We start from the raw sequence: 16,347 nt of genomic DNA, 5'->3' as shown, positions 1-16,347 counted from the left end.
GCCCCCTCGCCTCGCATCACGGAGAGCCTTGCGTCTATGAAGCCCGAGAATCTCGTCTACATGGCGAACCAGATCGGTAAGTTCTTCCAGTATCAGAAGAAGGACGAAATCGTTCCGGGGATCGCCGGCCACATCAAGAAGTTTTGGGACCCGCGTATGCGCGAGGCGATCTTCGCCTATCTAGACCAAGGCGGAGACGGCCTCGATCCTTACGTGAAAGAGGCGATCCTTCATCTGAAAGAGGCGAAGAAGCCCGCCGAGACCAGCTTCCAGGGCACCTAAGCGGCACGGCGGCGCGCCGGCCGGTGCCTCGCTGGCACGCAAAAGAAACGGCCGCTCCCGACGATGGGGCGGCCGCCGATTCCAACTTCGAATTTTCGCGTGAGCGCTAGGCGCCAGGCTTGCCGGGCATCACGGCCACGCCCCAGGGCAGACGTCCGACGGGCACGGACTTGACCGCTTTCAGCGAGTCGAGATCGATGACCGTCATGTCGTTCGTCAGGCCATTGGCCACATAGTATCTCTTGCCGTCCGCGCTGGTCTCGCCGTGCCAAGGACGCTGACCCACGAGGATGTAATCCACCACTTCCTTCTTGGCGGTGTCGATGACGGCGACGCGATTGGACGGACCGAGCGGCACCATGATGAGCGAGTCGTCCTTGACGAAGTCCATGCCCACCGGCTGAAGCTGCTCGGGGCGTACGCCCGGCACTTCGAAGCGAATCTTCTTCACGACCTCCCAAGTCGAAGGATCGATGACGGCGACCGTGCCGCCGATCTCGGACGACACCCACAACTCCTTGCCATCCTTCGTCCACTTCGCTTCGCGAGGCCGAGAGTCGACCAGCACGTTGGCGATGAGCTGGTGCGTTTCGTTATCGATGATATGCGCCATGCTGGTGCTCTCGGAGGTCGCCGCGGTGTATTTGTTGTCGGGGCTGACCGCCATGCCTTCCGGCTCGACACCCACTGGCACTTCCGACAGAACGTCGCCGCTGGCGATATCCATGATCGTGACCATGCTGTCGTCTTCGTTGGCGATGTAGATGATCTTTCCGTCGGGATCGATATCCATCAGCTCCGGATCGGGACCACTTTCCAGCTGCCGCGTGATCTTCAGCGTTTTCGTGTCGATGACGTCAATGATGTCGCCGTCGCCCGCCGCCACGAACAGCTCCTTGTTGTCCGGGCTCAGCATGATTCCGCGCGGGCGGCGCGCCGTCTCGATCGTATCGATGGTCTCCATCGTGTCCCCGTCGATGACGGTGATGGTGTTGTCCTTCTCGTTTGAGACGAAAATCGTCTCGGCGTGAGCCAGCGGAGCGGCGGCGAGAACAAACGCCGTCGCACAAACAGTTGCAAGGCCGATGCGTGTCATTGGGTACCCTTTGCGGCAGCTCGTTAGAATTTGCACTTGGTTTCAGGTTCGTCGAACCCGAGCGTGTCGGTGACGTATTTGGGATGCAGGAAGCCTTCCTGCGGCGACGTGGAGACCGGAACGCGGGTACCGCCGCCAAGAATGATCGGCTGGCGCATCTGGTGGTCCCAGGTGCGGAAACTCAGCGCCTGGCCTTTGAAGGCCTCGAGCCGGAAGTCGTCGGAGAGCAGGTAATCCTTCACGCCCTTGGGATCGACCGTGCCGGACTTCTGTGCCGCATCCGACAGAGCGCGCAGGCCCAGCCATGCCGTGTAGTCACGTTCGACAGGCGGGCGGTTTGCCAGGCGCGGGATTGCGCGCTGAAAGCGCATGCCGCCCGACTCCGTGTAGGACTTGTCCCAGGCCGTTGCCTGAAGACCCTGCGTGCCCACCACCGGGCGCGGCATGGTCGTGCGGTACATGAGATAGTCGCCGAAATCATCGTCGCTGTTGATCGACCAAACGACGTCATGGTCCGGCGCGCGCTGGGTCTCCAGAGCCATTTGCTGCTGAATTTGCTGATGACCCGAGTCCAGATTACGGGCTCCGGGCGGAAGATCGTAGAGATGGTCTTCCACCACCTTGCCGCCGAAGCGTTTGGCGGCGCGCTGGACCTGCGCGAGATAGTCCTGGTCCTCGGGCGTATCGCGGCGGATGACATACCATTTCGGCCACTTCTTCCAGATCAGGTACTGCGCCAGGGCGTCTGCGCGCATCGCGTAGTCCGGGATGATATGGAAGACATTCTGGCGGCATTCCTCCTGGCGCAGCTTGGTGGCGCTGGAGCGAATGTTCATGATGAGCGCGTCCTTGGCCTCCGGCAAATCCGCCACGGCCAAAAGGTCGTCGGGTTCCAGGTCGGCGACGAAGAACCGGTGGCCGGCCGCGAGCGCCTTTTTGGCCCGTGCTACGACGTCCCCGTCTTCAGGGACGATGGCTTCTTCGAGTTCGAAGGAGTAGCCCACAAAGTTGCCGGCCTGGTTTGCCTCCTTGAGCATGAGGCGCGCGCCTTGAATGCCTTTGTCGGTGATGACCTTCTCCGCATAGGAGAGCGGCAACGGTTCTTCGTATTCCTTGCCGAGATAGACGACGTGCATCGTCTTCTTTGATGCGTCCGCCTTTGCAGCCTTCGGCTTACTTGCTGCAGGCTCGACTGCCTTCGACGCGGCCGCTGCATCGCCAGACTTGGGCTGAGCATCGCCAGTCTTTGCCTGCGTCTCGGCGGCGGCCTTGCCTTCGGCGTCTTGAGCGCGGGCGGGCAGAGGTCCGACTGCAGGGGCTAGAAGGAGGAAGGCGGCAATTGCCAATCCGCCGGATCGGGCAGACGGCATACGGGGCAAAATCGAACGCAAAGGCACCATCTCTCTCGTACGTTTCCAATCAATTTCTTGCCGCCGAGGGCTTCTCGCCCTTCTGTCTCAGACCACCGGCCCCTTGGCAATGTGCGGTGCACAATACCGCCAAGGCGGCGAGGCAGACGATGACGGTTCTTTAGTAATGATATAGGCGCGCCCAGGAACCAATGCCAAGTGATGGTGCTTTTCATTACCAATGTTTTAGGACGCGAAAAGGCCGCCGACCCAGGATGGATCGGCGGCCTTCGATCGACCAATTGGTATTACGAGCGGTCTACTGACCAGGCGTCTGGGCCGGCGTGGCAACGTTCTTCATCGAGCTCGGGTTCTTCGAGCGGATGAACGCGATAACCTTCCACAGATCGTCGGAGGTCTTGGCGATGTTGCCGAACGGCGGCATCGGGCCGGTCACGATTTCCTTGCGGACGCGCGTGTAGCCCTGCTCCTGCAGCTTGTCGGAGCCTTCGGCGATCAAGCGGAACACCGTGTCGTCGTCGGCGCCGTAGACCCAGGTGTCGTTCGTCAGCGGCGGGCACATGCCGCCGCCGCCGCCGCCGCCATGGCAGCCATTGCAGCTATAGGACAGGTAGATCTTGTGCCCGGTCTCTGCGACGGCATCGATCTCGTCGTTGTAGGGGTTGTGGAGACCGCCGATCGGGGTCTTCTCAATGAGCTCCAGCGGGGGCGTGGTGTCGCCCTTCTCGCAGCATTCCTCAGCCCGAGCATCCAAAGCAAAAAGGCCAATCGCGCCAACGAAGGCAGCAGCTACTACTCCAGTGATAATCTTGCGCACGGTACGTCTTCCTTACCCTAGTTTCAGTTCTGGTTGAGCCTATCGAAATCAAAAACGCCTATTCCGACCTTCCTCGAGCGCTGGCTGACATGCCTTCGATAGAGGGCATGACGCGCCACACTACCGTCTTTGAAGGCGGTTGCGTCAGAAAAAAGTCGGAAAAAAGCCCACGGGCACAGGACTCGCGCGGCAGGGAATCATGCCAAACCCCCCTCGCAGGACGCGATCGCCCTGCGTGGCCGGTTCGGTCTTGCCCAGCCGTGCCGCTCAACAAGCGGCCCGTTCTATTTATCGCCACGGTCGTGATGGCGTTGTCCTCCTCAGCCCGAAAGGGGCGCAATCTTGCGATTGGGAACAATAGGAATTTTTTCTTTGAATTATTGGGCGCTTTGGCCGTTTTCCAACCGTCATAGTCGAAATGGCGCGAAGCGCAAGTGAATGTCACATGCGGCAAAGCGATGCGCCCAAAGCGGCTCAGCCCGGGCCCTCGCCACCGCACCCGGAGCCTATTGGGTGATCTCGAAGTCCATATCCTCGAAGGTATACCGCGGCACCTGGATCCAGATCCCATCTTCATTGATAGGAACCTTGTGGATTTTTACATCCGTGACTTTCAGCCGGCCGGTCTTTTCGTCGACCCAAAAGTCCACGTCGAAATACTGCTCCTTGCTACCCACCCGCCGGAAGTCCGTGCACGCAAAGTAGTGGCCGTCCTTCTTGAGATAGCGAACAGGCTGGTGCATCTCGACGAACTCGAGCGGAATCGTCTCGCCCGTCTTCTCGTCCTTCAACTCGAGCGCGCCATTCTCATTCTTGTTCTCGGCAATGTAGTTGTGGATCGCACTCATCACATGCCAAGCCCGAACAACCTCCATGTCACCCGGATGCTCCTGCACCGGTAGCCACCACCAAGCCACCGGCAGGCGGGTCACCATGATGTAGCCATCGCCGTCGCGCTTCGGGCCCTTCTGAACGCGTATGTCGATTAGATCGAGGCTGTCCCCGTCCCGCTGAGGCTTGAACCAAAAGTCCAGCGCGTATTGCTTCTGCGGATCGTCCTTCTCGTGGAAAATCGCATTCGCGAACCAGCCATACCCTTTCATGCCGCGGACGACGCGCATCTTCTCGTAGACGAGATTGAGGTCCTCGTTGAGCTTGGGGTCGTGAAAGACGAACACGCCGTCCTGCGACCGCTCCTTGATGACCTCTTCGGTTCGTGCGGTCACCGAGGCATCGTCGAAATCCGGGTAGTCCGCCGCATCAGCGAATCCGATTCCGGCAAAACAAAGGGCCGCGGCTATCGCCGCAGCCCCCCAATTTTTCGTTAGATTTCCGGTCATTGCATCACTGCTTCACGGTCTTGCTGTCGTCGCTGTCGGCTTTGGTCGAAGCGCCGGGCCGCGACAGCGACAGCACTCGGATGGCCTGCGAGGCCTCCTTGTTGTCGTTCAGGTTCGCGACATCCACCGCCGTCTGACCTTCCTCGTTCTTGACGTCCGGGTCGGCGCCGGCCGCCATCAGCAGGCCGATCATCGGTGCGCTGTTGTTCGCAGCCGCGATCATCAAGGCCGTCATACCGTTCGCCGCCTGCGCATCCAGATTGGCCCCCGCATCGACCAACGCCTGAGCGATGTCGGTGGGACGGACGCTTCCCGGCAGGAAGATCGACCCTTCCGCCGGGCCCGTCTGCGCCGCGACGATCATCAACGGCGTCAGGCCCTGATTGCCCGAGGCGACGCTGACATCGGCTCCGCCGTCCATCAGCGCCTGGGCGGCCTCGTACTTCTTCTCCGCGAGCGCGAGCGCGAGTGGACGGAAGTCCTCCTGACCGGGCACCTCCACATCGGCACCATGCTCGATCAGGGTCTTGATCGAGGGAACGTGGTCACGCATCAGCGCCGCCGCCAAGGGCGTCATACCATTGGCGTCCGCCTTGTTGGGATCGGCGCCCAATTCGATCAGAAGGTCGATCGTCTCGTTCCGCCGTTGACGGGCCGAGGCCGTCAGCGGGGTCCAGCCCTGAAGGTCCGGTTTGTTGACGTCGGCGCCCTGAGACACAAGAAACTTGATGCGGTCCTTGTCTCCGGACAGAAGCGCGTTGCTCAACTCCTGATTTGGATCCGCTCCGTCTTCGAGCCAGCCTTCCAGCTTCTCGCGAGTCACGATCTGATCCGGCGAGGCGAGATCGGGGCGTGCCTCGAACTTCTGATCGGCAAGTTTGATATAGCTGCCGTGGGCGGGCAGATCGCCGGGCACGTAGCACTTGCTGCATTGGACCAACGGTACGCCGTAATCCTGCAGCAGCGCCTCGATCTCCTCGGCGTTGTCGTCCATGGCCCATTCGAGCAGATATTTGAGGAAGACGTCGGTGGGACGCACGCCGATCGACATCTCGAATTCCATCGGCACCGTGTCGTCGTCCAGATTGATGGGAACGATGTCAATTGGTTCATTCTTCATCGTCTTGACCCAGCCGGCGAACGGCCCGAAGACGGCCGCCACGTCGAGCTCCCCATCCAGCATTTTTTGCACCACGTACCAGGGCTGATTCTCGGGAACGAGATCGCCGTCGTGACTCTGAAGCTGGAGCTTGACGTTGTCGATTATGCCCCGCTTGGCCAGGGCCCGGCGAACACCGGAGGTTTGGAAGACACCGATGGTCAGATCCTTCAACTGGGGATCATCAAGACCCGACAGTTTCAATCCCTTGTCGTTCCGGTAAACCAAGACGTACGGCGTCTTGTAGACCGGTTCAGTCGTGAGCAAACGATCGAACGAGGTGGGGATGTCGAACATCACGTCGCAGAGCTGTTCGTCGAAGACCGACCGTGTCAGGCCGCGATCGATCAGGGGCTGCCAGTGATACTTGATCGTAGCGCCGGTCGCGTCCGCGAGGATTTCGGCCATCTTGTTCTGGAAGCCCTCCCGCTGAATGTTGGAGAGCGGCATGTTCCCGGGATCGGCACAGACATTCAGAGTATTAAGCTTCTTCCTCTTATAGGCGGCCTTAGCGGCGGCGCGGATCGCAATGTGCTCGGCGGGGGTCAGTTCCTCATATGTCTTATTGAGATCGCGCCGGACGGGCTCTTTGTCGTCGGCATGGGCCGACACAGTAGTGATCGCAAGCGCTGCGACGGCAATTGTCGCGGAAAGTTTGGAAATTCGAAATGGCACGGGCGTTCGCCTCAACTGGTAAGGCGGGGCCGTGCGGCGGGACTTGATCCCACCAGGCTTACCCGCCATGGGGGTCTATTTCTTCCCGGATATATAAAAAGAGGCGCCCGATGCCACAAGGGCATCGGGCGCCAATTATTCTACACGTTTACGAGAGTTACTCGTAAATGCGGAAGACGTTCAGCGTACCGCCCTGCGGGATATGCTGCAGGCCAGCGGCCTTGGTCATGGCCGTAGCACCGATGGCGCCGAACTTGTCGTTCAGGTCCAGACCAGCGGTGACCGGAAGACCGATCCAGCCGCCGATGCCGGAGTACACGCCAACATACTGCTTACCACCAACCTTATAGGTGATGGGGTTGCCGATGATGCCCGAGCCCAGCTTACGGCTCCAAAGAACCTTGCCGGAGTTACGGTCGACCGCGCGGAAGTCACCGCCCAGCGAGCCGTAGAACACCAGACCACCGTCGGTGACCATGGTACCACCCCAGTTCGGGTACGGATCCGGGATCTCCCAGAGCGTCTTACCCGTCAGGACGTCGTACTTCTTGATCTTGCCGGTCGTGCCCTGCTTCTCAGGATACATGTACACGTTCGCGAACACGTAGACCGTGCCCTGGTTCGTGTGCGTGCGCTCCTGAGGCTCGAGCTCCATGCACCAGTTGTTGGTGGGCATGTAGAAGATGTTCGGCTCCTTCGGATCAACAGCACCAGGCTGCTGGTCCTTACCACCCATCGCAGACGGGCAGGCAGAGACGTTACGACCAACTTCGAGCGGCGAATGATCGCGCACCTTGATCGGACGGCCGGTCTTCATGTCGACCTTCTCGGCCCAGTCCGTCGTCACGTACTTCGTGGCGCGCAGAAGGGAACCGTCGGTACGATCCATGACATAGGCAAAGCCGTTACGGTCAAAGTGGGTGAGAGCCTTCACCTGCTTACCGTCAATTTCCATGTCGGTAAGAATGTTCTCGTTGATGCCGTCATAGTCCCACTGATCAAACGGAGTCATCTGGTAAGCCCAGACAGCGTCGCCGTTTTCGATCTTACGAGCGAAGATCGTCATCGACCACTTGTTGTCGAACGCACCAGTGTTGCACTCCTCATGGGTCTTATCGGGGCAACGATAGGACGGGCTCCACAGGCCGGGGTTACCGGTCGAGTAGTAGACCAGCTTCAGCTCGGGATCATAGGAATACCAACCCCAAGCAGCACCACCACCAATCTTGTAGTCCTCACCGGGGAAGGTCTTGATACCAAGATCTTCACCAGCCTGACCGAACTGGGGGTTGGCCTTGTTGGTCTCGGGCGTCAGGCACACGTCCTTATCGGAACCCGTGCTGTGGCACACCCAAGCCTCGGAACCGTCCGCCAGGTTGAAGGCGGCGACACGGCCACGAGCGGCGAACTCATCGCCGCCAAAGCCCATGAACACCTTGTTATCGGCGATCAACGGAGCCGGCGTGATGGTCTCACCCTTCTCGGGATAGGCGTACTTGACGACCCAAACTTCCTTACCGGTCTGGCCGTCCAGGGCGATGATGAAGCCATCAAGCGTACCATAGACGAATTTGCCATCGGCATAGGAGCCGCCACGGTTGACGGTGTCGCAGCAAGCGCGCGGCACAGCCGACTCGTCACGGTCGGTCTTCTTGACATACGACCAGACCTGCTTCGGGTTGTCAGGATCCGTCAGATCGAGAGCCTGAACAACGTTACAGTTGGCCATGGACGGGCAACCGGAAACCATGAACAGCATGGTCTTGCCACCAACGTCCTTGATCACAAGCGGCTGACCCTCGTGACCGCGAAGGGCGTTCGTGCCCTGGGCCCAAGACATCTGCAGCTTGTTGACGTTATCCGTCGTAATGTCGGAAAGCGTGCTGTGGCGCGTGAGCTCAAAGTCACGACCAGGGGCAGGCCACTGATCGGGATCAGCCATACGCTTCAGCTGTTCCTCGTCGGTATTCATAGCCGACGCCTGGCCAGCAAGACCCATCGTCACTGCGACGATGGTGCCAGTCAGGACACCATACTTCAGTTTCATATCTTTCTCCTCTCCCTAGCTACTCAGTTCACCGAAACGAACTCTGAGTAATTCTTTGTGCCTTGGCACTCCCGACCCTAAGCGATGCTTAAGGTCAACGAGCCCTCAGCAAATTCCGAAGCTGCCAACGTGTTTGTGGAAATTGGAGACTGCCAGAAAAACGCAGAAGCAAAATCTCGCCTCGCGCCCGCTACTGGCTGCGGGTTCTCCGTTGAACACAAGACGCGGTGACACCTCACGAGGAAATTGTGCCCGACTCTTTGCAAGTCACGTTGCACCGTTCTTTCTGTGGAACTACGTCACTCACTCATTGCCGAGCTACCCCCTCATAATTGCCAAATGTAATGCCATTGCAAGTGAAATGTGCCGATGGCAACGATTTCTGCCAAATGCAGTTTTCATTTGTTGCGCCGCACAAGAAATGAGTTTGCGCACGCGGTAGCGCGCTCTGACAGCTACATTTCACGTCTGACGAGACGTCGCCGGAGACGAATGCTCCTCCCTTCGAGGCGCGTGAACTTGGCGAAGCGAAAATGTGCGGCGCTCGGCAATTGCGACTCGCGCATGCCGCCGTCAAACGAGACGCGCCCGGTGCCTCGATGGCTCCGGGCGCGAATCGTGTTGGGGTCTCGCGCGAATACGAGCGTTAGTCGTAGACGCGGAAGACGTTCAGCGTGCCGCCCTGCGGGACGTGCTGCAGGCCGGCGGCCTTGGTCATGGCCGTCGCACCGATGGCGCCGAACTTGTCGTTCAGGTCGAGGCCCGCGGTGACCGGCAGACCGATCCAGCCGCCGATGCCGGAGTACACGCCGACATACTGCTTGCCGCCCGTCTTGAACGTGATCGGGTTGCCGATGATGCCGGACCCGAGCTTACGGCTCCACAGGATCTTACCCGTGTCCCGGTCGACCGCGCGGAAGTCGCCGCCCAGCGAACCGTAGAACATCAGACCACCGTCGGTGTTCATGGTGCCGCTCCAGTTCGGGAACGGATCCGGGATTTCCCAGAGCGTCTTGCCCGTCAAGACGTCGTACTTCTTGATCTTGCCGGTCACGCCCTGCTTCTCGGGATACATGTACACGTTCGCGAACACGTAGACCGTGCCCTGGTTCGTGTGCGTGCGCTCCTGAGGCTCGAGCTCCATGCACCAGTTGTTTGTCGGCACATAGAACAGGTTCGGCTCCTTCGGATCGACCGAAGCGGGCTGCTGGTCCTTGCCACCCATGGCGGACGGGCAGGCAGAGACGTTGCGGCCAACTTCGAGCGGCGAATGATCGCGCACCTTGATCGGACGGCCGGTCTTGAGGTCGATCTTCTCGGCCCAGTCCGTCGTCACGTATTTCGTCGCGCGCAGCACCGTGCCGTCGGCAGCATCCCAAACATAGGCGAAGCCGTTACGATCGAAGTGGGAGAGAACCTTCCGCTTCTTACCGTCGACTTCCATCTCCGTGATGATGTTCTCGTTGATGCCGTCATAGTCCCACTGGTCGAAAGGCGTGATCTGGTAAACCCACACGGCCTCGCCGTTCTCGATCTTCCGGGCGAAGATGCTGAGGGTCCACTTGTTGTCGAAGCGGCCCACCTGCCCGTCGAGCGAAGGATCGACTGCGTTACACTCCTCGTGAGTCTTGTCGGGGCAACGATATTGCGGGCTCCACAGACCCGGGTTGGCGGTGGAGTAGTAGACCAGCTTGGTATCCGGATCGTAGGAGTACCAACCCCACGCAGTACCGCCGCCAATCTTCCAATCCTCATTGGGGAAAGTCTTGACGCCGAGGTCCTGACCGGCCGTGCCGTAGTGCGGGTTGGCCTTGTTGGTCTCGGGTGTCAGGCAGACGTCCTTGTCCGGACCCGTGGTGTGGCACACCCAAGCCTCGGAACCGTCCGCCAAGTTGAAGGCGCCGACACGGCCGCGCGCTGCGAACTCACTACCGCCGAAACCGATGAACACCTTGTTGTCCGCGATCAACGGCGCCGGCGTGATGGTCTCGCCCTTTTCGGGATACGCCCATTTGACGACCCAAACTTCCTTGCCCGTCTGGCCGTCGAGGGCAATCAAGAAACCGTCGAGCGTGCCGAACACGAACTTCCCGTCTGCGTAAGAACCGCCGCGGTTGACGGTGTCGCAGCAAGCGCGCGGCACAGCCGACTCGTCACGGTCGGTTTTCTTGACGTAGGACCAAACCTGCTTCGGATTGTCGGGATCCGAAAGGTCCAGACCCTGGACCACGTTGCAATTGGCCATGGACGGGCAACCGGAAATCATGAACAGCATGGGCTTGCCGCCCACGTCCTTGATCACAAGCGGCTGACCTTCGTGACCGCGAAGGGCATTCGTGCCCTGCATCCACGCCATCTGAAGCTTGTTAACATTCTCCGTCGAAATGTCGGACAGGCTGCTGTGACGCGTCAGAGCAAAGTCACGACCCGGGGCCGGCCACTGGTCGGGATCAGCCATACGCTTCAGCTGTTCCTCGTCCGTATTCATGGCCGACGCCTGGCCAGCGAGCCCCATCGTCACCGCGACGATGGTGCCGGTCAGGACACCTAAACTGAGTTTCATTTTTTTTCTCCTCTCCCTAGCTACTCGGCTTAAAGAGCCCGAGCATCCACTTGCCGGAATCGGACGCGCGTGGGCCGGTCATGTCCCAGCCGCAGGTGCGTTTTTCCGACCTGGTTTCGGAATGCCAGCGATGCGAAGCGGAGGGGCTGCGCGGGATGATCGGCAATTGCCAATCGCAGCGATCTCAGTTGTCATCGTGCGGCATTCGCGACTTCCAAGTTAGCGCAGAATGCCGAGACGACTTTCGCCATAGTCGTTGGAAGATAGCATCACGCCGGTTGCCACATTGCACCCGCGGTCTTGCCAATCGAGTCGCACGCGAGACTTCGATATTCTTTGCGTTGTGCCAGGTCCTGGCACAGACGTTCCAGTATGCTTCCTGGTTAGTACAACAGTGTGCCCATGCCGTCAGGCGACGCTGTAGCAGTGCTAGCGCTGCATTTTGCTGTTGGCCGCTGGGAGATGCTGAATGGCGATTCGCATCAATTCGGGCAACGTCCGTACACCGAGCTTTGCCTTCAACTGCGTGCAGGTATTGGCCACGGTTTTGTAGCTCACATGCAAATGCTCTGCGATGACGCCGTACGGCTTCCCTTCCGCCACAAGAGCCAAGGTCTGCAGTTCGCGAACCGTCATGCGCCGCAGCGGATTGGTCGTGCCGCGCGCTTCCATGAAGGCCACCTCGGATGCGAGATCGTGGCTGAGATAGGGCCTGTTGTCGCGGACGCGCTGAAACGCCGTTTGCACTTCCTCAGGCGGCGTATCCTTCAGGACATAGCCCGTGGCCCCGACCTCGAGCGCACGCGACACGATCACCGGATCGGAATGCATCGTAAAGACCAGGATGGGTGTGTTCTGATCGTGCAGCCGCAAGCGACGGATGAACGACAGGCCGCCGAGCGACCCGCTATGCATGGCAAGGTCGACAATGATGACGTCCGGCTTCTGCATTCGGTAGGCGCGGAAACCATCGGCCAGACTCTGCGCCTGATGGACTTCTTTTACGCCGACATCCTCGAGCAATTGCCGGGTTCCTTGTAGAACGATCGGATGATCGTCGATGACGAGGACTCTAGTCATGATAGCTCCCTGACCGATTCTTGCGCCCGAGCGGGCGCCGTAGTTTCATTTTTTTTCTGCTTGATTGGTATTTCGACGCGGACGGTCGTGCCCTTTGACGGGATACCCTCTATTACGCAGGTACCGCCGACCGATCGGACGCGCTCCGTCATGGTCGTAAGTCCGAAACCTTTGGCTTTGTTTGGCTCCATGCCTTCGCCGTCGTCCGCAATCGTCAGGCGGACTGCCCGGTAATCGCCGGTGCCATTCGCGATTTGCACTTCATCCAGATCCACATCGATATTCTCTGCATGACCGTGGCGGATCGCGTTGGTGATCGCCTCCTGAACGCAGCGGTAGATCGCAAGATCCACAGACTCCCCGTAGGATTTCGCGACCGAACCAACGGCCGCATTGATCTGCGTATCGGGATGTTGGCTTTGAAGGCCCGCGGTGAGTTCTACGATCAGGTCCGCCAGCTTGACCTGGCCGAGCGGCCCCGGCCGCAGCTTCTTGAGAAGCCCCCGGTTCATAACTTTCAACCGCTCCGCGATCGAGAGGATCTCGCCCGCACGACTGGAAATCCTCGTCGCGCGATCCCCGTCCAACTGCCCCGCCGTGGTCTGGATCGACGATGCGTTCGCGGCAATGCCGAACAGACAGGCTCCAGCCTCGTCGTGGAGTTCGTTGGCGATTTCGCGGCGCTCGGCTTCCTGCACGTTGATCAGCTGCTGGTAGAGGCTCTCGTTCTCTTTGCGCGTCACATCGAGCGCGCTCGCCAGCATGTTGAACCGGTCCGTAATGACGGCCACTTCCTTGACTTTCGCGCTCGGCAACCTGGCCCAATACTCACCGCCCTCGAGTTGGTGCATGCCTCGAGACAGACTCGCCAGCGGATCAAGAACCCGCCCGAGCACAATGTAGAGAACCACCAACACAATGGCGTTGATGGCGCTCCAGATCAGCGCAAGCGAGAGAAAGTCCTGCCAGGCCTCCGAGATTTCATCGGACGGCTCTCCGAGGATGATCACCGGATGCGAACCATCCGGGAGAAGGCGCACTTTCCTTTGGGCGATCTCGGGATGGACCAGGGAAACGAACCAGCCGGGCGCTTGCGTTCCCTTGACCCCGGCGGTGGCCCCTTTGGGCGAAATGATGGCCAGCTGGCCGGAGTCGCTCAGGAACATGATGCGGACATGCCGCAAATGTCTCAGCAGGGGCGGTAATTCCTCGTCGAGATTGTCGAGCTTGCCTTGCCTCGCGAGATCCCTCAGCGTCACATCGACAAAGCGTTCGGCGACTTCAAGCGACGACTCCATCTCGGCCTTGGTCGCCGTGCGGGTGTTGAGAATAGCCACGACACCGGCCATCAAGGCGGCAAAGAGATTGATCGCCGCCACGACCACAATAAGTTGGGTGCGAACTGGCCGATCATACCAGAGCTTTTGCAGCACTTTCAGTATGTCTCCACGGTGCAGCGGACCTGGACAAGCATGGAACCCTAGCGGCTTGTCATCGGCCTTACCTATGCAAGTACCCGGGCGCTCCTAGCATCCGCCTCAAGTGCGCTGCGTAAGGCATTGGAATCGCACGGGTAGACCACACGCAGTCCACGCCCGAAGTCGCCAAATAGCAATGCCATTCGTGGTAATAGCATTGCAAGATGTTCCCGACCAAGACTGGGAAATCCGGGATGTAGGCGCAACGCGCCTTCTCGGCCCTCCGACCGGCCGATCTTGCCGGGGCTGGCGCCCCGCCGGACCGGTCCAGGCCTTCTTTTTTGCGTCCGCTTCAATCTGCGTCGCGGAACCTCCGTGCGGTTCAGCCGTTTCCCCCACACTCGCCCGCGACATTTTCGCCAGGGCACGCCGAGGCTTTTGTCCTTTCACGCCACACCGCTGGAAAGGTCGAGAGCTGCTCCCTTATGGGGGTGGCAAGTTTGAATTTGGCCCTGTTCCAGGGCCCAGCTCAAGGAGACCAAGCTTATGACGTTCACCAAGATCACAGGCACCACGACGGCGTTCATGCTGCTTCTGGGGGTCGCCGCCGCGCAGGCCGGCGACGTCAGGGACGGCGCCGAGGCAATGACCGACGGCGCAGCCCAAGGCACTGTCGGCGCCGCCAAAGGAGCCGGTGAAGGCGCGGTGGATGCCGGCAAGAGTGCCGTCGAAGGTGTCGGCGGCATGGCCAAGGGCGCTGCCGAAATGACCAAGAATCCGGTCAAGGGTGCCGGCGACGTCGGCAAGAGCGCCGTGGGCGGCACGGTCGGTGTCGCGAAGGGCGTCGGCGAAGGCGCGGTCAAGGCCGGCAAGAACGTGGTCGGTGGAGCCGCGGGCGTTGTCGGCGGCGCCGCCAAAATGACCAAGGGCGCCGTGGAAGGCGTTGTCGGCGGCGGCAACTAGCGCGTCGATTCTTTTTGCAATGCGCAACTGGGGTGTGTGATGGGGTCCATCGCACACCCCAGTCGATTCGGCGAATCGGGATTGCCGCCAAACGCGGCGGCAAGGGACATCAAGACGACGGGGCTTCAAGAGAGGGAGACGAAACCAATGACGCTCATCAAAAAGGCTTGCGTTGCGCTCGCACTGACGGTCGGCCTCGGCCTCGGAACGGCGCACGCCGAGGAGAGCTGGCTGGACACCATCAAGGGAGCGCTCGGATTTTCCGAAGACGCTGCCGATAGCGCAGCGGAGAGCGCGGAAGGCGCCGCCGACACGGCCGGCCAAGCCACGGAGAACGCCATGGAAGGCGCAACCGGCGCCGCCGAGAATGCCGCTTCAGGCGCGGCCAGCATGACCGAGAGCGCCGTCGAGGGCGCGGCCGACATGGCCAAGGAGGCCGGTCGTGGCGCGGTCGACATGGGCAAGGAGATGTCCAAGGACGCCATGGGCATGGGTGAAGCCGCCGGCGGCATGATGGATAGCGCCGTCGAAGGCGCTGCCGGCATGGCGAAGGAAGGCTCCGACGCCGCGGTCGATATGGGCAAGGAAATGACCAAAGACGCGATGGGGATGGGCGAAGGCGCTCAGTAGCCTTTCATCGTCTTTTCAGTACCAAAATGATCAGGGGCGCGACGCCGGAAGGTCCGCGCCCCTTTTTCTTAGCGACCGTCAAGCGGCTCCTGCGCCAGATCGATCGATCGCGGCGCGTCTAGTGGCTCATCAAGACGGCAACGTCGGTGTTGCGCAGCACGTGGTCGGTCGCGCCGCCGAAGACCCATTCCTGCCAGCGCCAGCGCCCATATCCGCCCATGACGAGAAGAACGCCCGAACCCGCCTCCTCCAGGATGGCATCGCCAACGTCCCGGCTGCCCAGCGCCGCCGACTTCAGTTCGACCGGCAGGCAAGCCGCTTTCAGATAATTGGCCATCGCCGTGGCCGTCTCGTCCTCGGGTTCGCCGTCGGGAACCAGACTGATGAGCCGGACCCGCCGGGCTCCTTCCAGGAACGGTCCGGCCGCGGCAACCGCGCGGGCGGATTCGACAGAGTCCTTCCAGGCGATCACGACTGTCTCGCCGATGTGGTCACTCGCCTCGTCCGGCACGAACAGCGCGGGACGGCCCGATGAGAACAGCGCGGCATCCCGGGCTTCCGCAAACATCTCGTCGTCGGCCGCCGAGACGGTCGGCAACACGCTGAAGTCCGCCGTCTTCGCCCGCTGTGCAATCGCCGGCCCCACGAGACCTTCGACGGTGAGCAATTGCGATTCAACGTCGTCCCACTTGGCCGCAGCCTTTTCGAACCAGGCGACCGCCTGTTTTTCCTCGTACTCGACCTGCTTTCGGGACACGTCCAGATAGGCTTCAAAATAGACGGGGCTGAGCTCCGTCGCATAGGGCAACCGTTGCGCCGGCGGCGGACAGGGGTGCAAGACCTCGAGCTCGGCCTCGAAACGCCGCGCAAGTCCGAAAGCCATGTCGGAACAAGTGGCTGTCGTTCC

At 60.6% G+C, this 16,347-nt stretch carries 13 protein-coding genes; 3 read left to right on the top strand and 10 right to left on the bottom strand.

Annotated elements, in window-relative coordinates:
• Positions 1-36: 36 nt before the first annotated feature.
• Positions 37-282: a formate dehydrogenase subunit delta gene (locus tag GL4_RS06620; protein WP_045365870.1), complete on the top strand. Its 246-nt coding sequence runs from the start codon at positions 37-39 to the stop codon at positions 280-282.
• Between the two features lie 106 nt (positions 283-388).
• Here GL4_RS06620 and GL4_RS06615 read toward each other — a convergent pair whose 3' ends face one another.
• From GL4_RS06615 to GL4_RS06575, 9 genes are all read right to left on the bottom strand, one after another.
• Positions 389-1,378 carry a PQQ-dependent catabolism-associated beta-propeller protein gene (locus GL4_RS06615; RefSeq protein ID WP_045365867.1) on the bottom strand — a complete coding sequence of 330 codons (990 nt, stop codon included), beginning with the start codon at positions 1,376-1,378 and terminating at the stop codon, positions 389-391.
• A gap of 23 nt (positions 1,379-1,401) precedes the next feature.
• Positions 1,402-2,724, bottom strand: a complete 1,323-nt coding sequence (locus GL4_RS06610) for an ABC transporter substrate-binding protein (RefSeq protein ID WP_208430904.1) — start codon at positions 2,722-2,724, stop codon at positions 1,402-1,404.
• A gap of 322 nt (positions 2,725-3,046) precedes the next feature.
• Positions 3,047-3,565: a c-type cytochrome gene (locus GL4_RS06605; RefSeq protein ID WP_045365864.1), complete on the bottom strand. Its 519-nt coding sequence runs from the start codon at positions 3,563-3,565 to the stop codon at positions 3,047-3,049.
• 506 nt (positions 3,566-4,071) lie between these two features.
• Entirely contained in the window at positions 4,072-4,905 is an 834-nt protein-coding gene (locus GL4_RS06600) for a hypothetical protein (protein WP_052464198.1), read from the bottom strand.
• 4 nt (positions 4,906-4,909) lie between these two features.
• Positions 4,910-6,739, bottom strand: a complete 1,830-nt coding sequence (locus GL4_RS06595; RefSeq protein WP_172653310.1) for a quinoprotein dehydrogenase-associated putative ABC transporter substrate-binding protein — start codon at positions 6,737-6,739, stop codon at positions 4,910-4,912.
• A 157-nt stretch (positions 6,740-6,896) separates the two neighbouring features.
• On the bottom strand, positions 6,897-8,786 hold the full coding sequence (locus tag GL4_RS06590) for a PQQ-dependent dehydrogenase, methanol/ethanol family (protein ID WP_045365860.1): 1,890 nt from the start codon (positions 8,784-8,786) through the stop codon (positions 6,897-6,899).
• Between the two features lie 646 nt (positions 8,787-9,432).
• Entirely contained in the window at positions 9,433-11,349 is a 1,917-nt protein-coding gene (locus GL4_RS06585; protein ID WP_045365857.1) for a PQQ-dependent dehydrogenase, methanol/ethanol family, read from the bottom strand.
• Positions 11,350-11,778: 429 nt separating this feature from the next.
• A complete protein-coding gene (locus tag GL4_RS06580; protein ID WP_045365854.1) occupies positions 11,779-12,429 on the bottom strand; it encodes a response regulator transcription factor in 651 nt (216 codons plus the stop codon).
• A complete protein-coding gene (locus GL4_RS06575) occupies positions 12,426-13,862 on the bottom strand; it encodes an ATP-binding protein (RefSeq protein ID WP_156137416.1) in 1,437 nt (478 codons plus the stop codon). Before GL4_RS06575 ends, GL4_RS06580 begins: the two co-directional genes overlap by 4 nt.
• A 531-nt stretch (positions 13,863-14,393) precedes the next feature.
• Between GL4_RS06575 and GL4_RS16650 the strand changes: the two genes are divergently transcribed.
• Positions 14,394-14,810: a hypothetical protein gene (locus GL4_RS16650; RefSeq protein WP_052464195.1), complete on the top strand. Its 417-nt coding sequence runs from the start codon at positions 14,394-14,396 to the stop codon at positions 14,808-14,810.
• A gap of 147 nt (positions 14,811-14,957) precedes the next feature.
• On the top strand, positions 14,958-15,440 hold the full coding sequence (locus GL4_RS06560; protein ID WP_156137415.1) for a hypothetical protein: 483 nt from the start codon (positions 14,958-14,960) through the stop codon (positions 15,438-15,440).
• Positions 15,441-15,558: 118 nt separating this feature from the next.
• Here the strand turns inward: GL4_RS06560 and GL4_RS16645 are convergent, their stop codons facing one another.
• Entirely contained in the window at positions 15,559-16,323 is a 765-nt protein-coding gene (locus GL4_RS16645) for a universal stress protein (RefSeq protein ID WP_052464194.1), read from the bottom strand.
• Positions 16,324-16,347: the final 24 nt, after the last annotated feature.

It is taken from the genome of Methyloceanibacter caenitepidi, from assembly GCF_000828475.1.
GTDB lineage: Bacteria > Pseudomonadota > Alphaproteobacteria > Rhizobiales > Methyloligellaceae > Methyloceanibacter > Methyloceanibacter caenitepidi.
Note: the sequence above shows the minus strand (reverse complement) of the source record. Positions and strands in the feature narration are given on the sequence as shown.

What these genes read in the sequence shown, in the direction of transcription:
- GL4_RS06620 (WP_045365870.1), top strand. Translation starts at nt 37, where the DNA reads ATGAAGCCCGAGAATCTCGTCTACATGGCGAACCAGATCGGTAAGTTC.
- GL4_RS06615 (WP_045365867.1), bottom strand. Translation starts at nt 1,378, where the DNA reads ATGACACGCATCGGCCTTGCAACTGTTTGTGCGACGGCGTTTGTTCTC.
- GL4_RS06600 (WP_052464198.1), bottom strand. Translation starts at nt 4,905, where the DNA reads ATGACCGGAAATCTAACGAAAAATTGGGGGGCTGCGGCGATAGCCGCG.
- GL4_RS06590 (WP_045365860.1), bottom strand. Translation starts at nt 8,786, where the DNA reads ATGAAACTGAAGTATGGTGTCCTGACTGGCACCATCGTCGCAGTGACG.
- GL4_RS06585 (WP_045365857.1), bottom strand. Translation starts at nt 11,349, where the DNA reads ATGAAACTCAGTTTAGGTGTCCTGACCGGCACCATCGTCGCGGTGACG.
- GL4_RS06580 (WP_045365854.1), bottom strand. Translation starts at nt 12,429, where the DNA reads ATGACTAGAGTCCTCGTCATCGACGATCATCCGATCGTTCTACAAGGA.
- GL4_RS16650 (WP_052464195.1), top strand. Translation starts at nt 14,394, where the DNA reads ATGACGTTCACCAAGATCACAGGCACCACGACGGCGTTCATGCTGCTT.
- GL4_RS06560 (WP_156137415.1), top strand. Translation starts at nt 14,958, where the DNA reads ATGACGCTCATCAAAAAGGCTTGCGTTGCGCTCGCACTGACGGTCGGC.
- GL4_RS16645 (WP_052464194.1), bottom strand. Translation starts at nt 16,323, where the DNA reads ATGGCTTTCGGACTTGCGCGGCGTTTCGAGGCCGAGCTCGAGGTCTTG.